The following is a 25,319-nucleotide window of genomic DNA, read 5'->3' on the forward strand; positions in this document are numbered from 1 at the left end:
AAAAATGGGCTAAATGACAATTATCAAGCCTTTCCATCCAGGTTAATTATTCCATTATTTTCTTGTCAAAAGGGTAAAGAGATAATACATGTATTATAATAATGTAAAAAAGGCAGATAAAACTACTTTTTCCAATAATGGGGAGGAAATGCATGATAGAGATAAAGACAGTAAATGATGTGGTTTGTGTGCACGGGACTCCTAGCGGCAAGTCGGGGATGAGTGTCTATGTTTTTTTAACGGATGGTCTATTGATAGATACAGGTGCACAGATATTATTGGAAGGGCTTGTTCCATTCTATGAGTCCGCAGACTTCGATTTAGTGGCGCTGACACACTATCATGAGGACCATACGGGGGGCGCAGCCTGGATAATGGAACATAAAAAGGTTCCGATATTCATTCATCCGATGTCGGTCGATGCTTGTGCGAAGGATGCTGAATATCCTGAGTATCGCAAAATATTTTGGGGGAAGAGAGACGCCTTTAAGGCTGATCCGCTAGGGAAGGCCATTCATTCCCGCACCCAAAAGTGGGAGCCGATTTTTACCCCTGGTCATGCGAAGGACCATATGGTGTATTTGAATCACAGTAATGGCATGCTCTTTTCCGGAGATCTTTTCGTAACACCAAAAACAAAGCTTGTCTTACGGGAAGAGTCTGTCCCGATCATCATCGATTCTATAAAAAGATTACTCCAATATGATTTTGGAGAAGTGTATTGCTGTCATGCCGGGCATGTTCCGGATGGAAAGGAAATGTTCCGAAAAAAACTAGATTATTTGGAAAACCTCCGTGGTGAAATTTTGCGTTTACACCATCAAGGACTGACCGTTCATGAGATCCAGCAACTCGTTTTACCGAATCGATATCCCCTTATCGAGATATCTGAGCATGAATGGGATTCGGAGCATATCATTACATCAATACTAAAGGAAATATTTTGAGTGCAAGGGAGAATGAATGAAATAAGGGGGACTTTCCATTGAAGGCAAGGGGTTATCGCTTCTTGCCGTTTTCATGGAAGAGTGTAGGAGTTAAATCTTGTGTCTTCATAATTTTCTAAAAAAGACTTAATGCGCAAACGGAAATTGCGTGACCATAGGTAAGTTCAGGGGATAGAAAGTATGGAAAGAAAAAGGATCCGAACTCCATGAGAATACGAGAGTAATGCATAGGATGTAAAAGCTAATCGGGTGAATAGAAATGCATTTCTAAAATAAGCAAAATTTAAACGCATTTGCCTCGGGTCGCTTTGTTGATGTTCATGTGATTTGGTATAATCATATGTTTAAAAGTATGCAATTCACAATATCATAACAAGAGGCCTATTGTTTAAATTCATGAAATTATTTGAATATTTATTTAAACGAGGGATTGTCAGTTTCATTAAAAATGGGCTGCTTTTTATAGTATGATAGTCATAGAATATGAACAAGCTACATTACATTGAAAAAAAGGTGATCAACTAGTGGAAACAATTCATGCAACCAGTTTTAACTTAAGAGGCTCAAAGATTGAAATAATCATAAATGAAAATATAGAATCAGCCGATATAATATTGCAAGATAATGAAACGAAAGAAGAACATATTTACGATAAAGTAATTTGTAAAAGTTTGAATGAGGAAACCTGTTTGACCATTTCACTTGATAATATGAACTGGCCAGATGTACATAGGACAACTTATACAATTTTGCTTAAAATGAACCAAGAGTTGTTCAGACTGGTCAAACCTACTATAAAAAGAATGAAGAATCGATTGTTCGCCCGTTCTTATTATCAAATTTCACAAAACGAGACTGCAATCATCTTTCTGAACAAAAAAAACACCCTAAGTATAATGTATGGCAATTCAGCCAGCATATTTCGTGCATCCTGTAAAGTGGTTTCGGATAATTTATACATCTCCGCTATGGAAGTGGAGGGGGAAAAGGCAAGGTTTTTCCATGAAGAAGGAGAGTTAGGTAAGCTATTTCTGACTATATATGACCCTGCAACCGAGTGCACCTCAGCAATTGGAGCCGTGCAGGGTGAAAGGAATACAATAGATGTGGATTTATCAAAACTTGCTGAAATTCCTTCCTCTGCCAACTTGTATGTTGAAGCGAAAATCGGCAAGGTTTTAAAGTCATACAAACTTCAGTTCAATTCCAACCTTGTTCACAGACATAGTGAGCTTTCCTTTTACGAAATGGATCCGTTGGCTAATTCATTGGAAAGCATTAAAACACGATATTTTGATGAACTTGAAATAAAGGGTGACCATCTTCTCGTTCGATTGATGGAGCCTTCCTGTCAGCCCACTTCCGTTGTTTTTGAAAAAAGCACATCAGCAGAATGGGTTCAAACGCACGAATTCAGACAGGATGGACAACTTTTAGTAATCGATTTGAAAAAAATCTTTAATGATATCTTTTTTAAAACTGGTCAAAAGTGGAAGGTTTATGTTAAAGAGGTCATTGCCGGGGATGTACAGTTAAGTAAATTAAAACCCATATCAACATTTGCATTTCCTCAATTGGAACAGCTGCCTCTTGAACTGGTGAAAACTCACGCCATGGCTTATATCTCGCCTAAAGCTGAGTTGGGAATTCTATTGGGTGAAAGTGAAGGCGTCAATAAAGCTCGTTTCTATATTACGAAGAATAGACTGCCAATACATGACTTAAGCTTCCATGAATATGAATTATCTTTTTCCATGGAAGATATCCAAGATGCCGAGGTTAATTCCGCGTACGTAGTTATTAAAAATAGAAAAAGCGGAGAAATGCATCGAGTGCCATCGATTCTAAAAATAAACTCCCGACAAATTGAAGTCCATTCGAATTTGGAGCCATTTATTAGAAGTGGGATAATTCCATCAAGGTGGGATGTTTTCATTGAGATAACGTATGCGAATGTAATGGAATTGAATCGGGTTGGTTTTTACGACCAAAAGAAACTTCCTATGGAAGAAAGATATTTACCTTCGATTCAGGCAGATGAAGAGAATGCTTTTACACCTTATTTAACAGCCCGGAATGAACTCTCCTTTGTTATTGGTACAGAGTTTGCACTTCGGCATGAAAAATTAAAGTCAAAAATTCTGATTAAGAATGTTGTTCTAAAAAAATCGATACTTGAAATCGAAATAATACTCTCTTTGCCAGACGCTCAAAGTTATCAAGTAAAGGGAATGTTACTTAAGCATCGTAACAATGAGGCATTTACGCGACTTCCCGTGACTTTAAAGAAGAAGAGCATATTATCTGAAGTCAATTTGGACGAGCACGAATTTGAACAGTTTTATTGGGATTTTTATGTATTGGTTGACGTAGAAGGTGAGGATTACGAATTAAAACTTAAACGTCCAACAGATAATGTCCGTAAAAAATTGAATAGGACTATTAATGATTATTCATATTCGAAAGAGGACGACCATGTTGTATATCCTTACATTACAAGAAGTAACTCTCTTGCGTTAACATACAGAATGAAAAGTGTTTATGAAGCACCAATTTTCAAGTGGAAAGAAAAAATATCCTACTTCGTTTATAAGATGCTTAATAGGTACTATGATCATAAAAATATTTGGCTTGTTTACGAGAAGATGTCAGAAACCGCACAGGATAATGGCTATCACTTTTTTAAATATTGCTATAATGAACAACCGGAGAGAAATGTCTATTATATTATAAAAAAAGATTCTCCTGATATGGCTAACCTTAAAGGGTTTGAGGATCGTGTAATCCACTTTATGAGCTTTAAACACTTGATCTATTTATTTTCCTCTAAACTGCTCATCGCATCAGAAACCAAGGGACATTCTTATGTTTGGCGTGTACAAAAGGGTAAAGTGATTGAGTATTTAAGAAGGAAGAGAATTGTCTTTTTACAACATGGAGTGCTGGGTTTAAAGAAAATCGATAGTACGCTAAATAAGGGTTCATCAGAGGAAGTGGATTTGTTCGTTACCTCTTCAGATTTTGAAAAAGAAATCGTGAAAAATTATTTTGGATATAACGAGAAGGATATCATCGTTACCGGTTTAAGTCGCTGGGATGACGTAAACAAAGAAGAAACTCCAATAAAACGACAAATTTTCTTAATGCCTACATGGAGGAATTGGCTTAATGAAGTGTCTAATGATGCATTCATTGAATCGAATTACTTTAAAAGTTATATCGGTTTATTGAATTCTGAGAAATTGATGGATTTGCTCCGGATACACCAGGTGGAATTGAAGTTTTATGTCCATCCTAAATTTCAGCCTTTTATTGATCAATTCCATACAACTTGTGATCAGATCGAGATAATCAAGTTTGGTGATGTTAATATCAGCAAGTTGATCCGTGAATCGGCACTATTGATCACTGACTACTCAAGTGTTGCTTGGGATATGTACTATCTTGAAAAACCGACTATCTTTTATCAGTTCGATCTCGATGAATATACGGAATTACAAGGAAGCTACATGGATATGAATAAAGAATTATTCGGGGATCAAGCACTGAATACGGATGATTTGTTAACTTCCATTGAAAATAGCATACGTAACAACTTTGAAGAACAAGAAATCTTTAAAGAGAAAAGAAGTCAATACTTCGCTAATATCGACAATCAAAACAGTGAACGTATTTATAATAATATTTTAAAGAATGAAAAAAGATTAAAGCCAAGAAAAGTTTCTTTTTATAAAAAACTCACAAAGGTGACATTGCTGAGAAAGATGTGGCGCTTTGCAAAACGCAAAAAAATAACTAGGAAGCTGGCTTTTTCATTAAGGGATCATTTAATGAATCTGAATGAAAGGGGGGTTCGCGGCCTATGGGACAGAAGATAATCACGGTGGATCATCTAGTATGTAAAGATGAAAAAATCTCCTTTCATTTCAAGAATCCTCATCCAGTGAAAATCATTGGCATTGAAGAAAGCATGAAAATAAGATGGACATTCGATACGGATATAATCGATTCAAAAATGGTAATCGACCTTAAAAGCTTTAACGCAGAATATTATCAAGCGGCATCACGCTGGAAATTGTATGTGGAAGAAAATGGGGAACTGCATCGAATACAAATTAGCGGGGGAAAGAATGAGTATTTCCATTCAATCCCCTCTATTGGCGTTCAAGTGATAACCCCCTACATCACCAGAAATGGTTGTTTAAGCATCGTGATTAAACAACCGATCCACCTGTCGGATGAGGTTCTTTCAGCAAAAATGTCGCTGATGTCTTTAAATTTTAAAGGTAGCTTCCTGACTGGTACCGTACGCCTTGAAATGAAAAGGGAATATGAAATGGTCGGATTAGTCTTAAAGCCGAGGGATATATCCGAGGACAAGCAGTATTTGTTCCAGGTGAAAGGGAAAGATAAGCTTTCTTTTGAAATCGATGTTGATTCAATGGAATTGCGCCCGTTTTATTATGATTTTTATTTGTTAGTCAGGGTTGATGGGAATGATCATTATATTCGATTTAAGAATCCTACGTGGTCGGCCTCAAGAAAGTTGAATAAAAGACTTTTTGGAATGTCCTATACTTTTGATAACGGTTTTTGGATTTATCCATATATCACGGCATCAGGTACATTGGCATTAACCTATAAGGAAAAAACAGAATACGAATCGAATATGTACTTTTTTAAAGAAATTCTTGCTTCTTGGGTTTTTAATATTCTTCGTCCTTATTATATGAAAAAAAATATTTGGTTGATTTACGAGAAAACGGCTGATAGGGCCCAAGATAACGGTTATTATTTCTTTAAATATATTTATGAAAATCATAAGCATCAACAAGCTTATTATATTATAAAGCCTGATTCAGAAGATTATCCGAAATTGGAAGGCATGAGAAATAGAGTAGTTGAATTCATGAGCTTTAAATATATGGTTTACATGTTTTCTGCTCAGCTGCTAGTGTCTTCTGAAACAAAAGGGCATGCGTACGACATACGCATTCAAAAGGGCCGCATTAGAAAAGCGATGAATTATAAGCCGCTTGTCTTTTTACAACATGGTGTTATTGGTTTGAAGAAACTTAATAGCATCTTTAAAAAATCAAGCATTAATGCACCAAGTCTTTTTGTCGTTTCTTCACCTGCTGAAGGAAAGATTATACAGAACCATTTCGGCTATAGTAAAAAGGAACTTATTGTAAGTGGCCTGCCGCGATGGGATGTCATTGAAAATAAGTCTAAGGGAAAAAGTATCTTATTAATGCCGACATGGCGTGTTTGGCTTGAAAACTTGCCTTTTGAGGAAGTGGAAAAAAGTGAGTATGTTCAAGTGTTCAGGACGTTTTTACAATCTAAAGAATTGAGCCAGCTATTGGAGCAACATGATTTGACGCTGTATTTTTATTTGCATCCTAAATTCGAAGACTTTATTGACCATTTTTCAAATAATAATCATAGGATCATCATTTCTAATGAACAGGACTTAAATTCCTTATTAATGCAAACTTCCATGTTGATTACGGACTACTCAAGTGTTGCGTGGGATATGTTTTATCAGAAAAAACCTGTCATTTTCTACCAATTCGATCTAGAAACATACAATAAGTATCAAGGCAGTTATATGGATTTAGATCATGAGTTATTTGGTGATCAAGTTTTCACTACAGAAAAGTTGATATCGACCATTAAAGATTATACAGAAACCGGTTTTGAAGAAAAAGAAGGCTTTGGTCTTTTAAGAGAAATGTATCTTCCCTACATTGATCATTCCAATAGCCAACGAGTTTATAATGGAATTCAAGAGAAACAAGGGATGTTGAAAAAGATTAAACGCAAGCAGTCGATTTCAAGGCTTTTGAGTAATCCTGGGGTACGTTTCCTTTGGAGTAAACTTAATAATGTGAAACCCATAAAGAGAGTGGGAGAACGAATTCGGTTGAAAACTAAATAAGTACATTTACATTTGAAAAATGGTGAATACATTTATATTTTGCTATGTTTCGTATGCACTCAAACAACTTCCGTGAGGAAGTTGTTTTTTTATTCTTTAAATAATAACAAATCATAAGGAATGTCCGGTCAAATGATCGCACGGACATTAGGGCTATTGATGTTTGGAATGGTTGAATACTTTACCGATAATTTAAAAACACAGGTTATGGATTTTATCAAAACTCGTGAAAAACTGGCAAAGGAAATTAATATATATGTAAAAAGTTCAAATGAAAAAGAAGCACTTGCACAATCTAGAAATGGTTATGAAAAAGTGAGAGGGGAAATGTTCGGGATATTGCCAGTATTTGATACATAGCAGGATATTTGAGCCTTGAATTAGGGGTGTACTAGTCATAGCTAAAGGAAAAGTGCTTAGTTCGTATTTTCTTTTTGTCCTTATGTACCTCTATTGAAAACTTAGTCGGATTTCTACCTGACCTATAGAAATTTATGATTCACTCTTTGTATTCCGATTGGTTCAGGGCCCTCCAAAGAGAGCCCCTACTGGGTTTATTTATTGATATTGGGATCTGTTTCATCATAAAAATCATGTGCTTCCTCGATGTTTTGAAGGTTAGCGACTTCATACACATTTCCGCCTGCCATTCCTTCATTGATGATACGGTCGATATCCAGGAAAACAGAGTCCTTGCCATCATATTCGGTATCCTTCAAAAATGTCATTTTTTCTTTATCCAAAATAAATCCCTCCAGCCTTTTCTTTAGTTTAGGCAAAGGAGAGTTTTTTATACTGTTCAGAGGTTTCAAAATCAAAAGGGGGATAGGGTTCATTCATATACATGATAGACCATTAAGTCATGTATCATGCTTTTTAGTTTGGTTTCTTCTGTTTCAGAAGGTTTGTTGGCTGTCCACTCGATGGATCCATCTTTATGATATATGGCTTGAACTGCCTGCTTGTTGAAATAAAAGGAAATTTTCCATCCTGGCAAATTTTTATGCAGTGGTGACCATTGAAAATGGGTGATCATATGTATAACCTCCATATATGCTGTCTCTCATTTCATTATAATGGAAAACGGCAGCTGGAGGTGTTATTTTATTTTCAGGTTGGAAAAAGTTAATTCGATGAAAAGGTTTTTTAAATGCAAAAGTCTGTTGACTTCAATTTCCTCTTCATCGAACTGCATGGGCTTTGAGTTCACTTCGTATATGAAGAGCGATCCTGTTTCGTCTTCCCCAATATCAATGGAAAACTCACCGAGAAAACCGACTTTTTTAGAAAGAATCTCTCCGCATTTTTGAGCGATATTCGCTAATTTTAGATTCAAGCTTCTTGATTGCAGGTTTTGATAAGGGAAAAGCTTTCCCCCTTGTGGAGTGTGGGTAGTGATTTCCTGAGTTTGTGACATCCTTACTGCTTTGCCTGTCACTTTATAAAAACCTTTTTCATAATGGACGAGAATCCGGTAATCGTAACGATGTCCAAGAAGTTTTTTTGGGTTGATCGCCTGTTGGGCAAGGTAGCTTCTTTTTAATAAATCCTTTTTTTTCGTTTCCCAGAATGAGGTGAAATCAGGGAAGGATTCACTATGCTTCAGGCTATTGAACAAAAGCGTATCATCATGATTTTTGATGATCGTATAAATGCCCTTCCCTTGGCTTCCTTTGCAGGGTTTAAGGTATATATGCCTGTGGGTTTCCAGAAAAGCATCCAGGCAATCGCTGTTCCTTAGAATCATGGTGGGTGGAAGGTGATTGGTGAGGGATCCATCTTCCATTAAAGCTTCGAACATTACATATTTATCAAGAAAACAAGGGTTGAATAAGTTCATTCTATATTCTTTAATGTGAGTGATAAGACGTTGGAATTCCTCTGACGCCTCATAGCCCCTTGAGGGGATTCGGTTATAGACGATGTCTGGGAGCGGCATCTTACACTCAATCCACTTGTTTGAAATGGAGGAAAAAACATACCCTCTCAATGTCTCGGAGTGAAGGGCATTTCCTGTGAATGCAAAGGTCAGAATCCCGTGCTTCAATAAAAATGATGATAGGTTCCGAAAAAGGGTCAAGTTTCCTCCCAAGCCTGATTCCTTTTTGGGATTGGAAGCAGTCAAAATTCCGACGACAAGCATCCGGTTACCTGGAAATACTGTGATTGGAATTAGGGGTTGATTTAAATGGTCCTTTTTATAGCTTATTTCCTCTACGGCAGCTCCGGCGAAAAGTTCCGCATTCTCTTCGGTGTGGTACCAGTTTTCAGAGGGGATATCGTAGAAAATGTTCATCGCTGTACACTGATTGAATTTGTAATGGTCTGTTCCGTAAGATAAATGGCATAATCAAGGCTTAGCTTTCTGGTTAGCAATTCGAAATCCTTGAGCTTTGGATGGGAAAAGATAGAACGTCCTGGTTTGGAATTGGCCTCAAACATCCAAACCTGCCCTTTTTTATCCAATCCAAAATCAAAACCTATTTCTGCAATGATGCCGTCCAAGTGCTTTTCTATACTATCACTTAAAACCAGTGCAGCCTCCGATAGCTTTCGTTCGACTTCTTTCGCCTCATCGTCATCTCCAAACAGTTCGGCAACCGTTTTGATGACGCCCCCGCTTTTAATATGAGTCGTGACGCTGCCGGCACCGGCTATTTTTGCGGCGATCGCGGTTACCTGCCATATTCCATTACTGTCCTTGTTCGTATGGACCCGGAAATCTACAGGGCGTTTTTCAGATCGAATTAATGGGACGCCCTGCTGTACGATAAGATTCTCAAGGGGTCGGTCATGAAAGATATGTTTAACGATGGCTTCCAATGTGGAAAATTTTTGCAATTTATTTTCTTTTGCCTCATTTTTATAGCGGCAATAGTAAACATCTTCATGCTTATCATAAATAATTTGATGAATGCCTAGTCCGAGACTGCCGTGAATTGGTTTAATATAAACTTGGCGGTAATGGGAAAGAAGGGTTTCCACCACGGATATGGATTGAAATGGATACGTTTCAGGTAAATAAGGCAGTGCCCGCTCATCCGCGCATAACCTTTCATTTACATCCCATTTATTGAAAAAACCTGGATTATACCATGGAATGGTATATTCTTTTTGAAATTTATGCTTCACCTCTTTTGGTCCATCGCGGTTTTCCGTCAAACGATTGGGGAGGCGGTCATAGATGACATTTGGAAAAGGAAATTCACAAATGTGCCAGTTATCGTTCTCAAACACATAACCTTTGATTGTCTCCTCATCCCAATTGATTACATTTTCTCCAAAAACAAAGGGGATACAGCCTGTTGTCCGGCTCAGTGAAAGGAGCTTTGCAAAAAAATCCGATCTCTCCCCCAAAGGTTTGTTGGAAATGCCAGTGAAGCCTGAAGAAAAAATTCCGACAAGCGGACCAATATGGATGCTCTTGCCGTATATGAATAAATGAAGAGGAATATCGGTCTGATCGAATATTAGCGATTCCGCAAGACTTTCTGATAGGACGATTGATTGATTGATGGCCGGGTTTTGTTTAACGATGGCAGGACATGAATGCCGCCCGAAATAAATTAATTCAATCTCTGCCAAATCTCCAAGCTCTGAAGGGTAGAATAGAACATTGCCAGGGATACCGGCAATTTCGGCAGGATAAGTCTTTCTCACTTTCTATTCACCTGCTTTCTGAAGATGATCGGCTAAATACCGGCTATATTGAAATGGTGCACGATGAATATCTTTCATGGCCTCCGGCTGAATTGCCTGAATGATTTTCCTGCCGGGTTTCGAGTTGATGTCCATTATCCATATTTGCCCTTTTTTATCGATACCTAGATCAATTCCCAACTCGAATAACCTTTCAAAAACGGCCTCGGTTTCTCTAGGAAGGGTGCGAAGGATATGCTGGATCTTTTGTTCGACAGCAATCGAAATCGTTTCCGGGTTTTTTTTGATGAAAGTATCCAATGAAATGGCTTCCCCGCCTGTGGCGAGATTTGATGTAATTCCGTCTTTTTGTCCAGTGCGAATTCCGCGGCCCCGTTCCATCCATTGATTCTTCTCGTTTTTTTGTAGTAAAATTCGTAAATCGAATGGCTCGTTTTTTTCGTTGCAAAGATCCAAATATGGCTGGCAAAGGTAACGGTATCGATTTAATAAATGATGCAGCCATTTGTTCAGCTGAGATGTGGAGGTGAATTGGCGATCGTATTTGGTGCCTTTTTTCGTCATGGAAACCAAAGCTCCGTCTGCGGTTTTTGCTAGAAGATAGATACCTGTACCGCCTGCACCGAATTCAGGTTTAATAATCACCTTATCCAGGCGTTCCAAATGATCGGTAATATCTTCAGGTGTTGTCACTTTAAAGGTCTCTGGGAAAAATGCCTGTAGGAGTGGATGATTTTTTAGGATTTGGTAAACTTCCCATTTACCAGGAAGTCCAAGCCCTAAGAAATTCGAGTTATCTTTTAACCAATCGATTTTATCTCGCGTTTCCGTTGACTCACGGGATAATCCATGAAAACAGCGATCATATACAAAATCAGGTAAATCAAAGGACGTTGGAATCCATGTTTCATTCTCGGCATCAAAACGCTCGCCCCGCACTTTTTTTAGATCCCTATCAATATTTTCCGGTGTGAATTTACAAACTTTCATATTAAATGATTTAGCGGTTTTGGCTATTTCGGTGAAGTAATTGTTTTCATGTGAATCCGACGTGGCCATTAATCCTATTAACACGTGCTAGCAACTCCTTTTATGGATAGTTTTCGCGGTTAAGGACGAGCATGAAATCTATGATGGATTTTACTGATGGACGAAAGATTTCATAGCTGCCTTGAAATTTTTTCGATGGTTTCGAATTCACTTCGATGATCCATGGGTGTGTATCGGTATCCAGTGCTAAATCGATTCCGAGCTCGCCGAATGAATCGTCATGGTTTTCGACCAAGGCCTGGGCTGCGTTTTTAGCCAGCCGTACGAGCTTTTGATATATGTGGCTGGCTTCATGAAGGTCAAATGCTTCCCTTAGGAAATCTGGCCCGTTTTTCATTAATCCGCCTTGTGCAAGATTGGAAACAATAGTGCCTGGGTCTCCAATCCGGGCAACCATTGATGAAACTTTCCATTGAAGCTGATCATTCCGGTGAAGGAGCACGCGAAAATCAACTTTTCTCTGATCAATTTCGAAAAGGGAAATTCCCTTTTGAAGAATGAAGGTTTGTTTTCTGGAAAATCTTTTTAAGACGTTATACAATTTTTCATCCGTATCTGCAAAATGTACATCCCGGAGATGTCCGGAGTGCTCAATTTTCCATTTTTCAGCTACTTGCGATAACCTGCAAATATTCCTGCCTTGACTGCCAGATGCCGGTTTGAAGTAGATTACCGAATGCTTTTCTATAAATGTCAAGAATGGCTCCTTTTCGTTAAAAAGTATCGTATCAGGCAAATTTGGCAGCAAATCATTTTCTGAGATCAATAGCTCATGTACATCATATTTGGAAAGGAACCTTCCATTGAACATCGGTATCGACCGTGCCTCCAGTTCATTTTTGAACAGCTCGAAAGAATGAGATGCTTCAAGTTTGCGCGAATGAATCCTGTTATAAAAGACATCAGGAATGGGGAGGGGCAAGATGTGCCAGCCATCTGGCCCTGTCTGATATCCTTCTACTACTCCATCTTTAAGCGACTGAAGTTTTACTAAATAGAAGGGGATACCCTGTTGATTACAGTATGATTTCATTTCCTGATAAAATTTTTCCATTTCGCCGAATGTCCCGTCTTGCAAGGGAGTCTGGTTCATGAGTGCAGCGAAGAAAGGGCCTATTTTGATTGACCTTCCTTCCTTATTAAATGAGACGGAAATTTGATCTGGAAAAGCAGGTAAGGATAAAATCTGGTTCATGTCAAATGAAAGTTTCAATGTAGGCATTGATGAAGGGAATGGTTGGACAAGCACAGGGACGGAACGGCATCCAGCCATGATCGTAACGGGTTCTCCAAATTGAAGGCCCCATTCCTCAAATAGTTTTTCTTCGATAAACAGAAGCGCCTTCTTTCTAGTCACTGCAGGGTTTACCGTAATGAAAACTTTCTGATGGTTAAGGTTCATAATAATTCCCCGTTTGCACTAAGTTTGATATCCTTTTATAATTAAATGATGGGCAAAAGTGGATAACACATTCTATGTTTTTTTTATCAGAAGGTGTCATTAAGCCCATAGTTCAAGCAATAAAAGGAGAAATTTTCATGGATGAGTTTTGGATAAAGATACTGTTTATGGTCGTCGTAGGTGCTGTAATAGGAGGTTTCACCAATTTATTGGCTATCCGAATGCTATTCAGACCTTATAAACCAATCTATATTTTCGGGAAACAGCTACCGTTGACACCAGGGTTGATCCCGAAGCGGCAGGATGAGTTAGCGAAACAGTTGGGTAAGTTGGTGGTTGATCATTTAATCACGCCAGAGAGCATCCAAAGTAAAGTCATCAATGATGCCTCTATACAGAATATGAAAATTTTCGTTCAGGCAGAAGTAAAGAAAGCATTGTCCACGGAAAAAAGTACTGCTCAATTGCTTGATCAATTGGGAATGAAGAATTCTTCATTCACGATAGAACAGAGATTACAAGCATTCATTCTTGGTAAATATGAAACATGGTCGGAAGAGAACCGGAACAAAAGCTTGAAGGATATCGTCCCGCCGCAGATTCAGCAAAAAGCCCTTGACTCGATTCCTGATATGTCACGATTCATCGTAAAAAAGGGAAAAGAGTATTTTAACAGTGCAGAAGGCAAAGGCCGTCTTGAAGACATGTTGGATGATTTCTTCAAGGAACGGGGCAAGATGATCAATTTAATTCAGATGTTCATTGGAAACGAAAAGTTAATTGATAAGATCCAGCCGGAAATCATAAAATTCTTTGAACAATCCCGAACGATTGATATATTGTCAGGGATGATGATGAATGAGTGGGGAAATATGGAAAAATGGGATGTAGAGAAAATCGAGGAATTGATCGGTAAAGAAACGATTAGACAATTGATTACCGAAAAAACGGCAGAAATGATGCCAGTCTCTTCTATCATGAATAAGCCGGTTCGAGAATTGACAGCCAGTTTCACTAACACCATTGTGGAAAAAGGCGTCCCGATTTTCGTGGGAAAAGGTGCCGAGTATTTAATCAAGCATTTTCAGCCGCTTTTCCAAAAGCTTCACTTGGACGATATCGTGGAAGAACAGGTTTCGTCATTTTCGGTGTCCCGGCTTGAGGAAATGGTCGTTTCAATCACTAAGAGAGAATTGTCCATGATCACATACCTCGGGGCTTTGCTTGGTGGAATCATCGGTTTATTTCAAGGTTTCGTAACTGTTTTAATAGGATGACGTGTAATTCTCAAGCGGATTTGTTATAGTGGAAAAGATGTAGGAATACAATGATTACAGGGAGGGGAAATAAATGAATAACGTATATGATGCAGCGTACGAAATGGAAAAGGCCATTAGGGCAAGTAATGAATATGCCGACTTGCAACGCTTATATGATCTTGTCAATTCTGATGAAGCAACAAAAGGAATGTTTGAAAACTTCCGCAATCTGCAGATGTCATTGCAGCAAAAGCAAATGATGGGACAGGAGATCGCTCCAGAAGAGGTTGAGCAAGCACAAAAGACGGTACAGCTTGTCCAACAAAACCCAACCATTTCACAATTGATGGAAGCTGAACAACGGATGAGCATGGTGATCGCAGACCTCAATAAAATTATCATGAAGCCGCTTGAAGATTTATATGGCTTGCCTGAGCAACAGCAATAAGAGTTGGAGACTCCCTTCTATAATGGTTGGGAGTTTTTTTGTTCCCAAGAATGTACCGTATGCAAGGGTCATGAACTACTATTTGTTCTACTCTCTAAATTTTAGTCATAAATTTGAAAGAGGATACTACAGATGGGGGAGATCAGCATGGTATATCGTCTACTTGCGGTCAATATCGACGGGACATTGCTCCAGTCGAATGGCCGTTTAAATAAATCGACTAAAGAAGCAATCGATTATGTACACCAAAAAGGTGTCCATGTTGCACTTGTAACGTCAAGAAACTATCATTCAGCAAAAAAAGTGGCCAAAGCCCTAAAAATAAATCCGATGATCGTTGCTCAGCAAGGAGCTTTTGTCGGAGCTTCCATTGAAAAGCCCATTATGGTAAAAAGAATTTCAGAAGAACTGACTGCAGAGCTTGTACAAATGCTTGAAAAGGCCACGTGCCAAATTTTGCTCGTCCATGAAAAATACTCGCTGGGAAATCGGGTGAACCTCCCGGAGAATTTACTTGGCAAAACGGTTATGTATCTGAATGATCAAAATATTTACGCGCAAAATTATGTGGATGATATCAGTGAAGAGCTCATTGACCAGCCGATGGCCCCTACGAAAATGGATATAATATTTTCAGAAAAAAGTGATCAAAATGATATGCTGAAATTAATAAAGGAAATGTTCCCTGAGGTAGATGCAATCTTGCATCCAGGACATAAGCTGACAATTGTTCCAAAGGGTGTTTCTAAATGGAGTGGTGTATTGTATTTAGCTGATCATTTAGAGGTGAAAAGAACGGAAATCGTCTCGATTGGAGATGGATTGGATGATATGGAGATGATTGCCTGTTCTGGTCTGGGTGTTGCCATGGGCAATGCGGATGAGGAAGTTAGGAAAGTGGCAAAATGGGTGACGCGCTCCAATGATCAAGATGGTGTGGCCTACATGCTAAGGGAATTTTTCCGGAAACAGCATCCAATCGATTTTCTGCAGAAGATGAATATGCTTAAGTGAATGTCGGGCTCCTTCATATAGAAGGGGCCCCATTCACATAATGCCGCTTTACGCGGCCTGGTATTTGTCATAAATAATTCTAAGCATCTTTCCATAAACTAAAGGAAATCAGTAATGGAAAGGAAGAATTCAATGGGTGTAATCAACGCGAAAGAGGTTCAAGTCGGCGACGAGGTGTTTGTGATTTATAATAATCCCCATGTTCCTACCGTTTCGAATATAAGGGCAGCGGAAATTGTCCCGCATCCCAAAGATCCAAATGCAGTTGCCTTGTTCTTGAACGATACATTTCATACTATTGAAGATGATGATGCATTGTTCTCTTCGGAAGCCGCAGCGGAAAAAGCATACAGTGATTATATGGATAACCAGGACCAGATGACTTGAGAAGACGTGTACGAAGAAAGAATGAAAAAATGAAAGCCCTCGCTTTAGCGTGGGCTCCTTTTGATAATTGGCCTGCAGCACCGATCTTCGCAGAAGCGCAGAATTTGACCCATATGAAAAGTTTTCGTCAAATAGCCGCAAGATTGACCATTTCGCCATACGTTATAAAACCTTTGAAAAGTTTCTCTAGTCTTTCATTCAGGCGTTCTTCGGGAATGGAGAGAAGGAGGTCGTATTATTCTTTGAATTGTCGACTCAGTACTTCAATGGCTGGAACGGCGTTTATCCATTCGGCAGGGCTAGTGCCTTTAGCGAATGAATCAGCATATTACGCAGGGAAATTGCCGACTTTTAGGGTGGTCAAGAAAGAATTTTTCCGATACAAACAGGGTGTGACCTAGATGCCAGTTAATGTTGTTGTTGAAACCCTATGGTTAAATGGTTGGGAGTCAGGGGTAATGCGATCAATGGTCATTTCAAAAAAATCCCCTCTAATAAATTAGAAGCGTTACTTTAATGGGTTCATATATGTAACTCCTATTATGTATGAAATTAAATCCTTGTTCATAAAAAAACTGTCGCCCATTTTCAGAGTGACAGCCTGTGGCTTAATCAGTTAGTAGATTGAATGAAGAGTTTCATTGCATGAATTTGTCCAATGTGATTGGCTTCGTGCAGGACTACGAAATTAATGAATTCCCCCACTGTTTCCATTCCGTTGAAAGGCTTTGCTGTTTTCTCTGTCAATCGTTCTTCAGGAATTTCAAGAAGTCGGCCAAGTTGTTCTTGCAGCTGTTGCTTTAAAACTTCAACGGAAGGTACATCCCCGGTCCAGTCGGAGGGTTTTGAACCATATCCAAATAGCTGGCTGTAATTCGCTGGCAATTCACTGTTGGATTTCAATAAAAAATTTTCGGCTGCAGTAAGGACATGTCCAAGATGCCAATGGATTGTATTATTAAAACCTTCAGGCTGCACATCCATGAACTCTGGTTTGATTCCCTCGATTTCTTTTAAAAGACTGCCGCGCATAACCGTTAGCTGATTTTTTACATAATTCATTTTACATTCCCCTTTCAATCTTTTTTTAATAAAGACTATCTCTTGAAATTATAGCAAGGATATTTCAATATTATCAAACTTTAGACATGTCTTTTCAAAAGGTTTGGAAGAAGGGGCCACAATGATGTTGACGACACAGTCGGCGAAAAAGGTATACAAAATGATGGTTGAGCAGGCAATGCAGGAAACCGAGCCGATTTTGATGGTAAAAGGCTGATAATGGATCACTTGCTTTTCGAATCCTTCAGATGTGAAGGACTCTGTACTCTTATTGGAAGGATATAGTCATCTGGGCTCATTATTATTGAAACATGAAGTGGATGGGAAAATCATTACAGATCTCGATGAAATGCTTTCCTCGTTAAGCAGCCTGGCAGGGTACCATTTACATTCTCATACTGGTATGGGTGTGGGTCTCTGTTAGCAAGCTTCTGTTCACGACGGTTTTAAGCATCCCCTTTGTCAAAATTTCTTTTTCCAAAAAAGTCAATCGTTCACTCATCCGATTGACAGGTGTGATAAGCATGGTTTTCGGAATTTATTGTATGTACAATTTGGGCATCAAAGGGAAACTATTTTCGGTTGGGTTTGGTTGAACGCAGGCTATAGCCCAAGGGATACCGGGGGCATGAACTCTCAAGTAAAAAACTTGAGGTTTTTTTACTGCTTAAAACGATAAACATTCCTATTACTCTTTTGAGTGGACTAGTATAATGAAATATATTGGATAAATAATCCACATAGGTATGAGGAGATGACATGTAATGAAAAGGAAACCATTCCTGCTGGCACTTAGCCTATTATCAATAACATTTACCGCAGGTTGTACAACAAAGCAAGAACATATTTCCATTCAAAAATATGAAGGTAAAAACTACAAATTCGAAGCATATAAAGAAAAGATAGAGATTGAAAGAACAGAAAAAACAAAAGAGATAATAAAGAATGCTGACTGGGACAAATACGAGTTGGAGAAAGGTCATCCTAAGGCGGACTATATCTTTTATTTTAATGATGATAAAGATGAAGGGAAGATACCCGTGTATTATGTTTGGGTTAATTCCGAAGAAAATAGTGTGGAATTGACGCGGGATAAACATCGCCAGTTTGTACAGTTAAATAGAAAGGATTCTGAAATTCTATTAAGACTGCTGCACTAATTAAAAGAAAGTGGATATCCAAGTCCTGTCATTTCAAAAAACAAGCATTTTATTATCAGATTATAGAAGTCTATGTACATTAACGAAAATCAGTTAGTTAAGTACTCTTTTGGAGGGATTTATGAGGAAAATGACTTTGTTTAATGGAAAAACGATTGAAATCGAATGTTTAAGCTGTGCTTTAACGAGTGGGGAAATAGAAGCGGATGGTGGTGCAATAGTCGAAACCGAGTATTTTCATGCTCACCAAGACGTTGCATATCCCATTGTAGGTTTAGTTATTTTAGCATCCAAACGCCATATTAAGTGCTTTGATGAATTATATGACTTGGAGAAGGTTGATTACATAAACATATTATCCAGGATTAGAAAAGCTCAAAGGGAGGTACTAGGGATAGAACATGTTTATTATTTTTACAATGAGGATACTCCCCACCATTTTCATACTTGGATGGTTCCTCGATATGAATGGATGTACGATTTTGGACGTTCGGTGGAATCTGTTAGACCGGTTTTGCTCCATGCAAGAAATAAGTTGAATAATGATGAAAATTTTAAAAGTGTACTTGATGGAATCAAGGCTTTAAAAAAAGAACTAAACCCTTAATTATTCCTTGTTCCTCAAACAGATGCGGGAGCTCCATAAAAATAAAGAGACCACTCAAGCGGTCTCATTTGTTTGTACAAAAATCAACAATAATGTATGAAAAAGTTGAATTAAACCGGGCTTCAAAAGGGCAAGTCCGGAAAAATCTTTTCATTCTTCTCAGGCTGGATCAATCTTCTTATTCGTTGTCCTCAATAATGGCATGGTGCAACAACGGAAAGAGCCACCGGACTTGATGATTTCGCTTATATCAACTTCTATGACTTCGTATCCGCGTTCACGAAGGTGACTATTTACCTTTTTATTACATGGGAGGCTGAATAATTTTTTATTCCCAATGGAGAGTACATTGGTCCCTAATGTGAATTGTTCTTTTATAGTCACTTCAATTATGTCATAACGTGAAGCTAATAAATCCAACTCTTTTTTTGTAAAGGACTCTGGAAAAATAAGCGCCTCTGTTGGTGATATGATATTGAAAACGCAGTCTAAATGAAGGAATTTTTCAATGAAAGGCACCGCGATGATTTCGTATTCCGGTAATATGGTTTGGAGATGCTTAATAGATGTTTCATTCGTTCTATCACTGACTCCAATATAGATGGTTTTTCCGTCGATAATGACATCCCCTCCCTCTATATGGTTTTCGCGGAGGTTGAAAAATTGGATACCATTCGTTTCGAGCCAGGATTTCAATAATAGTTCCTCACCCTGCCTGATACCTGTAGCCATCTCGGCTACGTAAACGGTATTGCCAAGAGTGAAACCGATATCTCTCGTAAAAACCTGTTCAGGATATGTATATTTAGGCGGAAGTTTGATGACTTCAATCCCTTCATGTTCAAGTGCCTTAATAAATTGGGCGTGCTGCTCCCTGGCAAGTTCCTTATCGATATTTTTTTCTATAAACTCTTTTTGCGTTTCGTTAATGATTTCACGGATTTCCATATAACGAGGTTCACAGACGATCACCCGTGATAGCTTTGAATATTCGCTCGCACAATATGCCTCAAGTTCTTCGTTTATCTTGTTTACCATAAATGAGCTCCCTTTTAAATATAATTGTATCTTTACTATTACCTCTTTTTCTGGAAAGAAACATAAAAAATAGGTCGTTGCCTCGTTAATCTTTGTCCTTAACTTAAAAACGGGCGGTTGACCTATAATTCCGACATTCTTAGAACTGCAGGCTGAACGATTAGAATATTTTTAAAAAAGGATCTGGTTGATATTATCCCCTTAAAGTAGACAGTGTAAAAAGTCCATGAAAAAACATGGATGTTACACAATTTCTTGGAGGGAATTTTATTATGGCTAAAAAAAGGGGGATAATTTTCAAACTTATTCAAAGGAATTCAAGATTCAGGTTGACAAAAGTTATTTAAATAATGAGGGTAGCCAATCTGCTATAGCGAAAAAATATGGTCTTAAAAGTAAAAAGCACCTAGGGATAAAGGATTATTTTTTTTCTGGTCGAATATATAATGAATACGTTTTCAATACAAGGGGGAGATTGGAATGATGGATACTCCATTAATCATGACTCAAATCATTGAGAGAGCTGAAAAATATTTTCCGAAGAAAGAGGTAGTTTCGCGTACGGATGGTGGAATTCACACTTTTACGTATGCTGAAATTGCTGCGCGTACAAGAAGGCTAGCTAGTAACCTTGAAAAATTCGGTATTAAAACAGGTGACCGTGTTGGAACACTTGCCTGGAACCATCATCGGCATTTAGAAGCTTATTTTGCGATTCCTTGTCATGGCGCTGTCCTACATACAATTAATATGCGTCTCTCTCCTCAACATGTTTCTTATATCATCAATAGTGCGGAAGATCGATTATTACTGATAGATCCGGATGTCATCCCCCTGTTAGAAGCGATTAAAGATGAGTTAACGACCGTGGAAGGATATATCTTAATGACCGATAAAGATGAGCTGCCTGAAACGACACTTTCACCAATTTATCATTATGAAAAGTTATTAGCCGAAGGGAATCCAAAACAGCCCTTCATTCAAGCTTTGGATGAAAATGCTCCTGCCGGCATATGTTATACCTCCGCCACGACCGGGAATCCAAAAGGTGTGGTTTATTCACATCGCGGGATTTTGTTGCATGCGATTGCACTGGGACTTGCTGATTCTACAGCAATAAGCGAACGGGATGTGGCCCTTGCAGTCGTGCCCATGTTTCACGTGAATGCTTGGGGCATGCCTTTTGCCAGTGTTTGGTTTGGCACTAAGATGGTTTTGCCTGGACCATACTTCACCCCAAAAATTTTGGCTGAGCTTATAGAAACGGAGAAGGTTACAATTGCAGCAGGGGTTCCGACAATATGGCTGGGCCTATTGAAGGAGCTGGAAGAAGGTAGCTATGATATGAGCAGCATTCGCGCAGTTTTATGCGGAGGGTCGGCTGCCCCAAAAAGCATGATTAAAACCTTTGAACAAAAGTACGGGATTCCATTCCTGCATGCCTATGGAATGACTGAAACAAGCCCGCTCGTTTTTGTTTCCAAACCAAAAAGCTACCAGGAAGACCTCCCTGAAGAAGAACTATATGAGTTGAAGGCCAAGCAGGGCCTTGTCTCGCCAATGATTGAAATTAAAGTGATCGGCCAGGACGGCGAAGTAAAACCTGATGGAAAAGAAATGGGCGAATTACTAATTAGAGGTCCATGGATTGCGAATGAATATTTTAAGGATGAGCGGTCAGAGGATACATTTAAAGATGGCTGGCTTTATACCGGGGATGTTGTCACGATTGATGAAGAAGGATTCGTGAAAATCGTCGACAGGACTAAAGACTTGATTAAAAGCGGCGGTGAGTGGATTTCTTCCGTTGATATAGAGAATGCATTAATGGCCAATGAAGCAGTCTTTGAGGCGGCGGTGATTGCAGTGCCTCACGAAAAATGGCAGGAACGACCGATTGCTTGTGTTGTTTTGAAAGACGAATACAAGGCGCAGGTGTCCCAAGAAGACATCATCGAATTTTTAAAGCCGCAATTTGCAAAATGGTGGCTGCCGGATGAAGTGGTCTTTTTGGAAGATATTCCGAAAACGGGTGTTGGGAAGTTCTTGAAAAGGGCTTTGCGAGATCAGCTTCAGGATAAATATATCAAGAAGTGATAATATGTTTGTTTAATTGAAACTTTTCACCCTATTCTGACAACTTATTAAAACTATATAATAGATTCATAGAACAAAAGAGGAGGAAATAAATTGAGTATTGAATCGACATTACCTGCAGGCACTGTTTTAGTCACATATTCGGACCGGACCGCTACTGTTGCAATGAACCGTCCAGAGGCCATGAATTCTTTAAATCCGTTAATGCTGCATGATTTCATTAATGCCCTTAAGGAAGTAAGTGAGAATGATAAAGTGGACGTCGTCATTATAAAAGGGAATGGGAAAGCATTTTCCGCAGGTGGTGACATTAAGATGATGCTCGCGCCTGGAAAAGAAAACGCTTTCGATGAACTGATGGATGGAATCAGTGAATTGGTGACCACTCTATACTTCATGCCTAAATTGACCATCAGTGCCATTCATGGTGCAGCTGCAGGGCTTGGGTTGAGTATAGCTCTTGCAACCGATCATCTTATTGCCGATTCGGACAGTAAGGTTGCGATGAATTTTATCGGGATTGGATTAATCCCTGATGGCGGCGGACACTTTTTCCTTGAACGCCGTCTTGGTGAAGTAGGTGCGAAAGAATTGATCTGGGAAGGTAAAGTGCTTACAGCGCTTGAAGCAAAAGCAAAGGGCCTCATTCATGAAGTGGCAGACGGAACCTTGGAACATGCAGTAGAGAAGAAGGTGCAATCATGGCTGCAAAGCCCGGTTCAGGCCATGATTAAAACGAAAAAGATTCTTAGTGAAAAAAACCGCCCGCTATTAATTAAGATCCTTGAGATTGAAAAAGCTGCTCAAATGAAAATGCGTCAAACAGCGGACCACCAAGAAGGAATAAAAGCTTTCGTCGAAAAAAGAAAACCGAACTTCATCGGAAAATGACTGTGTGTCACTTTATTTTTTCATCTATTTTAAGCGTTATTTTGCACTATAAGTAAATATAAAAAAGTCCAATTTCTCAGCATTTAAATTGAGAAATTGGACTTTTTTCGTAGTTTAATAAATTTAAATATATCTCCAATAATGAGTTTATCAATTTCTTTCATACTATTAGTTGACATAATGTTTGTAATTTTATTGAGATATTTTTCAGATGAAGTAGTATTGAACAGGATTCAAGGAAGATAAATATTCTTAATCATTTCAAATTTAGACCCTGACCGTATTCTTGCTGGAGAGACTAATATAACGAATCGGTCCAGGCCAACGAATTAAATCGGGAATTCCTTCAAGAAGAAGAGAAAAGTAGTGGTCAGCGATTTAACATATGTCAAAGTCAAAAATAAATGGCATTACATTTGTGACTTTGTCGATCTCTTTAATCGTGAAATCATTGGATTAATACCACCTAACAAGGACGCGAAGCTTGTGGCAAGAGCGTTTGCATCTATAAAAGGGAACCTCCGTGATATTCAGCTCTTCCACACAGATCGAGGAAATGAATTTAAAAACAAACTGATTGACGAAACGTTAAACGTATTTGAGATTTGTCGTTCACTAAGTATGAAAGGTTGCCCTTATGATAACGCTGTCGCGGAAGCGACCTTTAAAATCATTAAGACTGAGTTCGCCACTTTCTAGAATATAAAAAATTATCTCTTAAAAAAGTTGTTTGATTTAGTTTGACAATCCAAACGTATGATTCCTTTGTGAGAGCATCGGTGTTGTGCATTCTTTTTTAAAAAGGGGAGAAGTTGGAGTTAGTATAGTTTCATGGACGTATTTTAGTTAAGTCCTTACAATGATTTTTGAGAGGACGTGTTCGTATTGGAACGTAAGAATACAGGGAAGAAATATAATAATGAATTCAAGAAGACCATTGTAGATCTTTATCACTCGGGTAATTCAGTAAGAGAATTAAGGGGCGAATATGGTGAATCAGACGTAACAATTTATAAATGGGTTAAAGAATTTACCCCTATCTGTCAGGTCCTTTAATTTTTCTTTTTATTTCTTTAACCTTTTTTTCTCTAATTTAAATATAAGATAATGTAAAGAATCGCACATTTAAAAGGCTTGCCAATCAGTAACTTTTTCCAGATTAGGGCATAAGATTATATAACCCATTTGAGTTCCTCCTTAACAAAAAGGAGATGTTTAGATATGTCAGGTTGTGGCAATAGTTGTGGCGGTGGCGGTATTGGATTTGGTGGAGGTTTCGCCTTTATAGTCGTATTGTTTATACTCTTAATCATTGTTGGATGTAGTTGTGCCGGCGGGTACGGCGGCGGATACGGCGGCGGATATGGCGGATACTGCTAAAACATTATAAAAATAATCCGACCTCAATTGGTCGGATTTTTTTATTTAAAGTAAGCTTAATCACATTTTTAAAAAGAGATATTAGTTTGAAACGGCACGTTTATAAACTTGTTGGAGATATGTTAGATGAGGCGATTAAACACCTAAAACCAGAAGATACAGTCATCCTCCAATCTGATTAAGGGTGGCATTATCAAATGAAGAAGTATCAAAAAACGTTAAAAGATTCCCACATTATACAAAGCATGTCCCGTAAGGGAAATTGTTTAGATAACGCAGTCATGGAAAACTTCTTTGGCTTGTTAAAATCCGAATGGCTTTATCTCCAAGAGTTTGAAAGCTGGAGCACTTTGAAAAGAAATTAGATGATTATATTCATTACTATAACCACAAACGAATGAAGGTAAAATTAAAAGACCTGAGTCCGATAGAATACCGAACTCAGGTTTTAGAACCTGCTTAAACTATTTATCTAACTTTATTGGGTCAGATCAAGTTTGTCTACAGTCTGAGCACTTAAAATAAGTGCCTAAAGTGACGGCCTTTCTCTATATAGTTTAAAAGGAGGATGTGGAAAACTGGAACACGCACTAAATGATGGCGCTTCCACTTTCAATCAGCGATGAAACAGCAATAGCGCGCCTGAAGGTGATGTACAGCGATGTGTATGATCTTGATAGTTTTTTTCATTCAATAGATTTTGTCCTAATTCTTTTGCTTTTTCATCATCCTCGGCTGTAAATGATTCATCCAATAGTTTTTCCCCTGATGGTTCAAAAACGGTTAATTTGTATAATCTGCTCATTTTCAAAAACTCCCTTTTCAAATATAATTCTGTCTATTTTCTAAAGATAGGTACTGTTATAAAAATCTTATCATTATCTGTCAATTTTGACTATTGTTATGTGGGGAATGTATTAAGACAGGGAATATTGATAAGTAGCAAAATATCTTGAAAAATGATGGGAAATAA

The 25,319-nt window shown here is 38.4% G+C and carries 23 protein-coding genes and 3 pseudogenes; 17 read left to right on the plus strand and 9 right to left on the minus strand.

Going from position 1 to position 25,319, the window contains the following annotated elements; all coding sequences use genetic code 11:
• Positions 1–152: 152 nt before the first annotated feature.
• From UP17_RS05355 to UP17_RS05370, 4 genes are all read left to right on the plus strand, one after another.
• Positions 153–947, plus strand: coding sequence for an MBL fold metallo-hydrolase (locus tag UP17_RS05355; RefSeq protein ID WP_061461987.1), 795 nt, complete (start codon positions 153–155; stop codon positions 945–947).
• A gap of 524 nt (positions 948–1,471) precedes the next feature.
• Positions 1,472–4,825, plus strand: a complete 3,354-nt coding sequence (locus UP17_RS05360; RefSeq protein WP_061461988.1) for a CDP-glycerol glycerophosphotransferase family protein — start codon at positions 1,472–1,474, stop codon at positions 4,823–4,825.
• The gene (locus tag UP17_RS05365) at positions 4,810–6,891 is read left to right on the plus strand and encodes a CDP-glycerol glycerophosphotransferase family protein (protein ID WP_061461989.1); all 2,082 of its coding nucleotides are present in this window, start codon (positions 4,810–4,812) and stop codon (positions 6,889–6,891) included. The genes UP17_RS05360 and UP17_RS05365 overlap by 16 nt, the downstream gene beginning before the upstream one ends.
• A 132-nt stretch (positions 6,892–7,023) precedes the next feature.
• Positions 7,024–7,251, plus strand: coding sequence for a hypothetical protein (locus UP17_RS05370; protein ID WP_061461990.1), 228 nt, complete (start codon positions 7,024–7,026; stop codon positions 7,249–7,251).
• 194 nt (positions 7,252–7,445) lie between these two features.
• Here UP17_RS05370 and UP17_RS05375 read toward each other — a convergent pair whose 3' ends face one another.
• From UP17_RS05375 to UP17_RS05400, 6 genes are all read right to left on the minus strand, one after another.
• Entirely contained in the window at positions 7,446–7,634 is a 189-nt protein-coding gene (locus UP17_RS05375; protein ID WP_061461991.1) for a hypothetical protein, read from the minus strand.
• A gap of 89 nt (positions 7,635–7,723) precedes the next feature.
• Positions 7,724–7,927, minus strand: coding sequence for a YheE family protein (locus UP17_RS05380; RefSeq protein ID WP_061461992.1), 204 nt, complete (start codon positions 7,925–7,927; stop codon positions 7,724–7,726).
• A gap of 63 nt (positions 7,928–7,990) precedes the next feature.
• Positions 7,991–9,187, minus strand: a complete 1,197-nt coding sequence (locus tag UP17_RS05385; protein ID WP_061461993.1) for a YheC/YheD family endospore coat-associated protein — start codon at positions 9,185–9,187, stop codon at positions 7,991–7,993.
• Positions 9,184–10,551 carry a YheC/YheD family endospore coat-associated protein gene (locus tag UP17_RS05390; protein ID WP_061461994.1) on the minus strand — a complete coding sequence of 456 codons (1,368 nt, stop codon included), beginning with the start codon at positions 10,549–10,551 and terminating at the stop codon, positions 9,184–9,186. Before UP17_RS05390 ends, UP17_RS05385 begins: the two co-directional genes overlap by 4 nt.
• 3 nt (positions 10,552–10,554) lie before the next feature.
• Positions 10,555–11,625 (minus strand): YheC/YheD family endospore coat-associated protein, encoded by a 1,071-nt coding sequence (locus UP17_RS05395; protein ID WP_061461995.1) that lies wholly within the window; start codon positions 11,623–11,625, stop codon positions 10,555–10,557.
• Between the two features lie 16 nt (positions 11,626–11,641).
• Positions 11,642–13,003 carry a YheC/YheD family endospore coat-associated protein gene (locus UP17_RS05400; protein WP_061461996.1) on the minus strand — a complete coding sequence of 454 codons (1,362 nt, stop codon included), beginning with the start codon at positions 13,001–13,003 and terminating at the stop codon, positions 11,642–11,644.
• Positions 13,004–13,140: 137 nt separating this feature from the next.
• Between UP17_RS05400 and UP17_RS05405 the strand changes: the two genes are divergently transcribed.
• The 5 genes from UP17_RS05405 (at position 13,141) to UP17_RS27365 (ending at position 16,512) form a co-directional block, all read left to right on the plus strand.
• Positions 13,141–14,280 carry a DUF445 domain-containing protein gene (locus UP17_RS05405; protein WP_167555968.1) on the plus strand — a complete coding sequence of 380 codons (1,140 nt, stop codon included), beginning with the start codon at positions 13,141–13,143 and terminating at the stop codon, positions 14,278–14,280.
• A gap of 73 nt (positions 14,281–14,353) precedes the next feature.
• Positions 14,354–14,710, plus strand: coding sequence for a YlbF/YmcA family competence regulator (locus tag UP17_RS05410; protein ID WP_061461998.1), 357 nt, complete (start codon positions 14,354–14,356; stop codon positions 14,708–14,710).
• 147 nt (positions 14,711–14,857) lie between these two features.
• A complete protein-coding gene (locus UP17_RS05415) occupies positions 14,858–15,724 on the plus strand; it encodes a Cof-type HAD-IIB family hydrolase (RefSeq protein WP_061465992.1) in 867 nt (288 codons plus the stop codon).
• Between the two features lie 114 nt (positions 15,725–15,838).
• Positions 15,839–16,111: a transcriptional regulator SplA domain-containing protein gene (locus tag UP17_RS05420; RefSeq protein WP_311627337.1), complete on the plus strand. Its 273-nt coding sequence runs from the start codon at positions 15,839–15,841 to the stop codon at positions 16,109–16,111.
• A 242-nt stretch (positions 16,112–16,353) separates the two neighbouring features.
• Complete coding sequence (locus UP17_RS27365; RefSeq protein ID WP_155727250.1) at positions 16,354–16,512, plus strand: hypothetical protein; 159 nt, start codon at positions 16,354–16,356, stop codon at positions 16,510–16,512.
• A gap of 211 nt (positions 16,513–16,723) precedes the next feature.
• Here the strand turns inward: UP17_RS27365 and UP17_RS05430 are convergent, their stop codons facing one another.
• A complete protein-coding gene (locus UP17_RS05430) occupies positions 16,724–17,173 on the minus strand; it encodes a DinB family protein (RefSeq protein ID WP_061462001.1) in 450 nt (149 codons plus the stop codon).
• Between the two features lie 764 nt (positions 17,174–17,937).
• Between UP17_RS05430 and UP17_RS05435 the strand changes: the two genes are divergently transcribed.
• Positions 17,938–18,333 carry a hypothetical protein gene (locus UP17_RS05435; RefSeq protein ID WP_061462002.1) on the plus strand — a complete coding sequence of 132 codons (396 nt, stop codon included), beginning with the start codon at positions 17,938–17,940 and terminating at the stop codon, positions 18,331–18,333.
• A gap of 121 nt (positions 18,334–18,454) precedes the next feature.
• Complete coding sequence (locus tag UP17_RS05440) at positions 18,455–18,940, plus strand: HIT family protein (RefSeq protein WP_061462003.1); 486 nt, start codon at positions 18,455–18,457, stop codon at positions 18,938–18,940.
• 159 nt (positions 18,941–19,099) lie between these two features.
• Here UP17_RS05440 and UP17_RS05445 read toward each other — a convergent pair whose 3' ends face one another.
• Positions 19,100–19,978: a dimethylarginine dimethylaminohydrolase family protein gene (locus tag UP17_RS05445; protein ID WP_208857045.1), complete on the minus strand. Its 879-nt coding sequence runs from the start codon at positions 19,976–19,978 to the stop codon at positions 19,100–19,102.
• A 480-nt stretch (positions 19,979–20,458) separates the two neighbouring features.
• Between UP17_RS05445 and UP17_RS05450 the strand changes: the two genes are divergently transcribed.
• The 6 genes and pseudogenes from UP17_RS05450 to UP17_RS28615 form a co-directional block, all read left to right on the plus strand.
• Positions 20,459–22,075 (plus strand): long-chain fatty acid--CoA ligase, encoded by a 1,617-nt coding sequence (locus UP17_RS05450; RefSeq protein WP_061462004.1) that lies wholly within the window; start codon positions 20,459–20,461, stop codon positions 22,073–22,075.
• A gap of 99 nt (positions 22,076–22,174) precedes the next feature.
• Positions 22,175–22,966, plus strand: coding sequence for an enoyl-CoA hydratase (locus UP17_RS05455; RefSeq protein ID WP_061465994.1), 792 nt, complete (start codon positions 22,175–22,177; stop codon positions 22,964–22,966).
• A 360-nt stretch (positions 22,967–23,326) separates the two neighbouring features.
• Positions 23,327–23,656 (plus strand): annotated as a pseudogene (locus UP17_RS05460) (DDE-type integrase/transposase/recombinase); the annotation flags it as partial.
• A gap of 195 nt (positions 23,657–23,851) precedes the next feature.
• A pseudogene (locus tag UP17_RS27370) lies at positions 23,852–24,007 on the plus strand (transposase); the annotation flags it as partial.
• 180 nt (positions 24,008–24,187) lie between these two features.
• Positions 24,188–24,346, plus strand: coding sequence for a YjcZ family sporulation protein (locus UP17_RS26075; RefSeq protein WP_081108718.1), 159 nt, complete (start codon positions 24,188–24,190; stop codon positions 24,344–24,346).
• Between the two features lie 92 nt (positions 24,347–24,438).
• A pseudogene (locus tag UP17_RS28615) lies at positions 24,439–24,809 on the plus strand (transposase); the annotation flags it as partial.
• A 153-nt stretch (positions 24,810–24,962) separates the two neighbouring features.
• Here UP17_RS28615 and UP17_RS05470 read toward each other — a convergent pair.
• Entirely contained in the window at positions 24,963–25,151 is a 189-nt protein-coding gene (locus UP17_RS05470; RefSeq protein WP_061462005.1) for a YhzD family protein, read from the minus strand.
• Positions 25,152–25,319 lie beyond the last annotated feature (168 nt).

Origin of the sequence: Peribacillus simplex (genome assembly GCF_001578185.1) — a bacterium.
Classification (GTDB): domain Bacteria; phylum Bacillota; class Bacilli; order Bacillales; family DSM-1321; genus Peribacillus; species Peribacillus simplex_A.

Excerpts from the sequence above, each read along its gene's own strand:
- UP17_RS05355 (WP_061461987.1), top strand. The coding sequence starts at position 153 with ATGATAGAGATAAAGACAGTAAATGATGTGGTTTGTGTGCACGGGACT.
- UP17_RS05365 (WP_061461989.1), top strand. The coding sequence starts at position 4,810 with ATGGGACAGAAGATAATCACGGTGGATCATCTAGTATGTAAAGATGAA.
- UP17_RS05370 (WP_061461990.1), top strand. The coding sequence starts at position 7,024 with ATGATCGCACGGACATTAGGGCTATTGATGTTTGGAATGGTTGAATAC.
- UP17_RS05380 (WP_061461992.1), bottom strand. The coding sequence starts at position 7,927 with ATGATCACCCATTTTCAATGGTCACCACTGCATAAAAATTTGCCAGGA.
- UP17_RS05385 (WP_061461993.1), bottom strand. The coding sequence starts at position 9,187 with ATGAACATTTTCTACGATATCCCCTCTGAAAACTGGTACCACACCGAA.
- UP17_RS05400 (WP_061461996.1), bottom strand. The coding sequence starts at position 13,003 with ATGAACCTTAACCATCAGAAAGTTTTCATTACGGTAAACCCTGCAGTG.
- UP17_RS05405 (WP_167555968.1), top strand. The coding sequence starts at position 13,141 with ATGGATGAGTTTTGGATAAAGATACTGTTTATGGTCGTCGTAGGTGCT.
- UP17_RS05410 (WP_061461998.1), top strand. The coding sequence starts at position 14,354 with ATGAATAACGTATATGATGCAGCGTACGAAATGGAAAAGGCCATTAGG.
- UP17_RS05415 (WP_061465992.1), top strand. The coding sequence starts at position 14,858 with ATGGTATATCGTCTACTTGCGGTCAATATCGACGGGACATTGCTCCAG.
- UP17_RS05420 (WP_311627337.1), top strand. The coding sequence starts at position 15,839 with ATGGAAAGGAAGAATTCAATGGGTGTAATCAACGCGAAAGAGGTTCAA.
- UP17_RS05430 (WP_061462001.1), bottom strand. The coding sequence starts at position 17,173 with ATGAATTATGTAAAAAATCAGCTAACGGTTATGCGCGGCAGTCTTTTA.
- UP17_RS05435 (WP_061462002.1), top strand. The coding sequence starts at position 17,938 with ATGAAAAGGAAACCATTCCTGCTGGCACTTAGCCTATTATCAATAACA.
- UP17_RS05440 (WP_061462003.1), top strand. The coding sequence starts at position 18,455 with ATGAGGAAAATGACTTTGTTTAATGGAAAAACGATTGAAATCGAATGT.
- UP17_RS05445 (WP_208857045.1), bottom strand. The coding sequence starts at position 19,978 with ATGGTAAACAAGATAAACGAAGAACTTGAGGCATATTGTGCGAGCGAA.
- UP17_RS05450 (WP_061462004.1), top strand. The coding sequence starts at position 20,459 with ATGATGGATACTCCATTAATCATGACTCAAATCATTGAGAGAGCTGAA.
- UP17_RS26075 (WP_081108718.1), top strand. The coding sequence starts at position 24,188 with ATGTCAGGTTGTGGCAATAGTTGTGGCGGTGGCGGTATTGGATTTGGT.
- UP17_RS05470 (WP_061462005.1), bottom strand. The coding sequence starts at position 25,151 with ATGAGCAGATTATACAAATTAACCGTTTTTGAACCATCAGGGGAAAAA.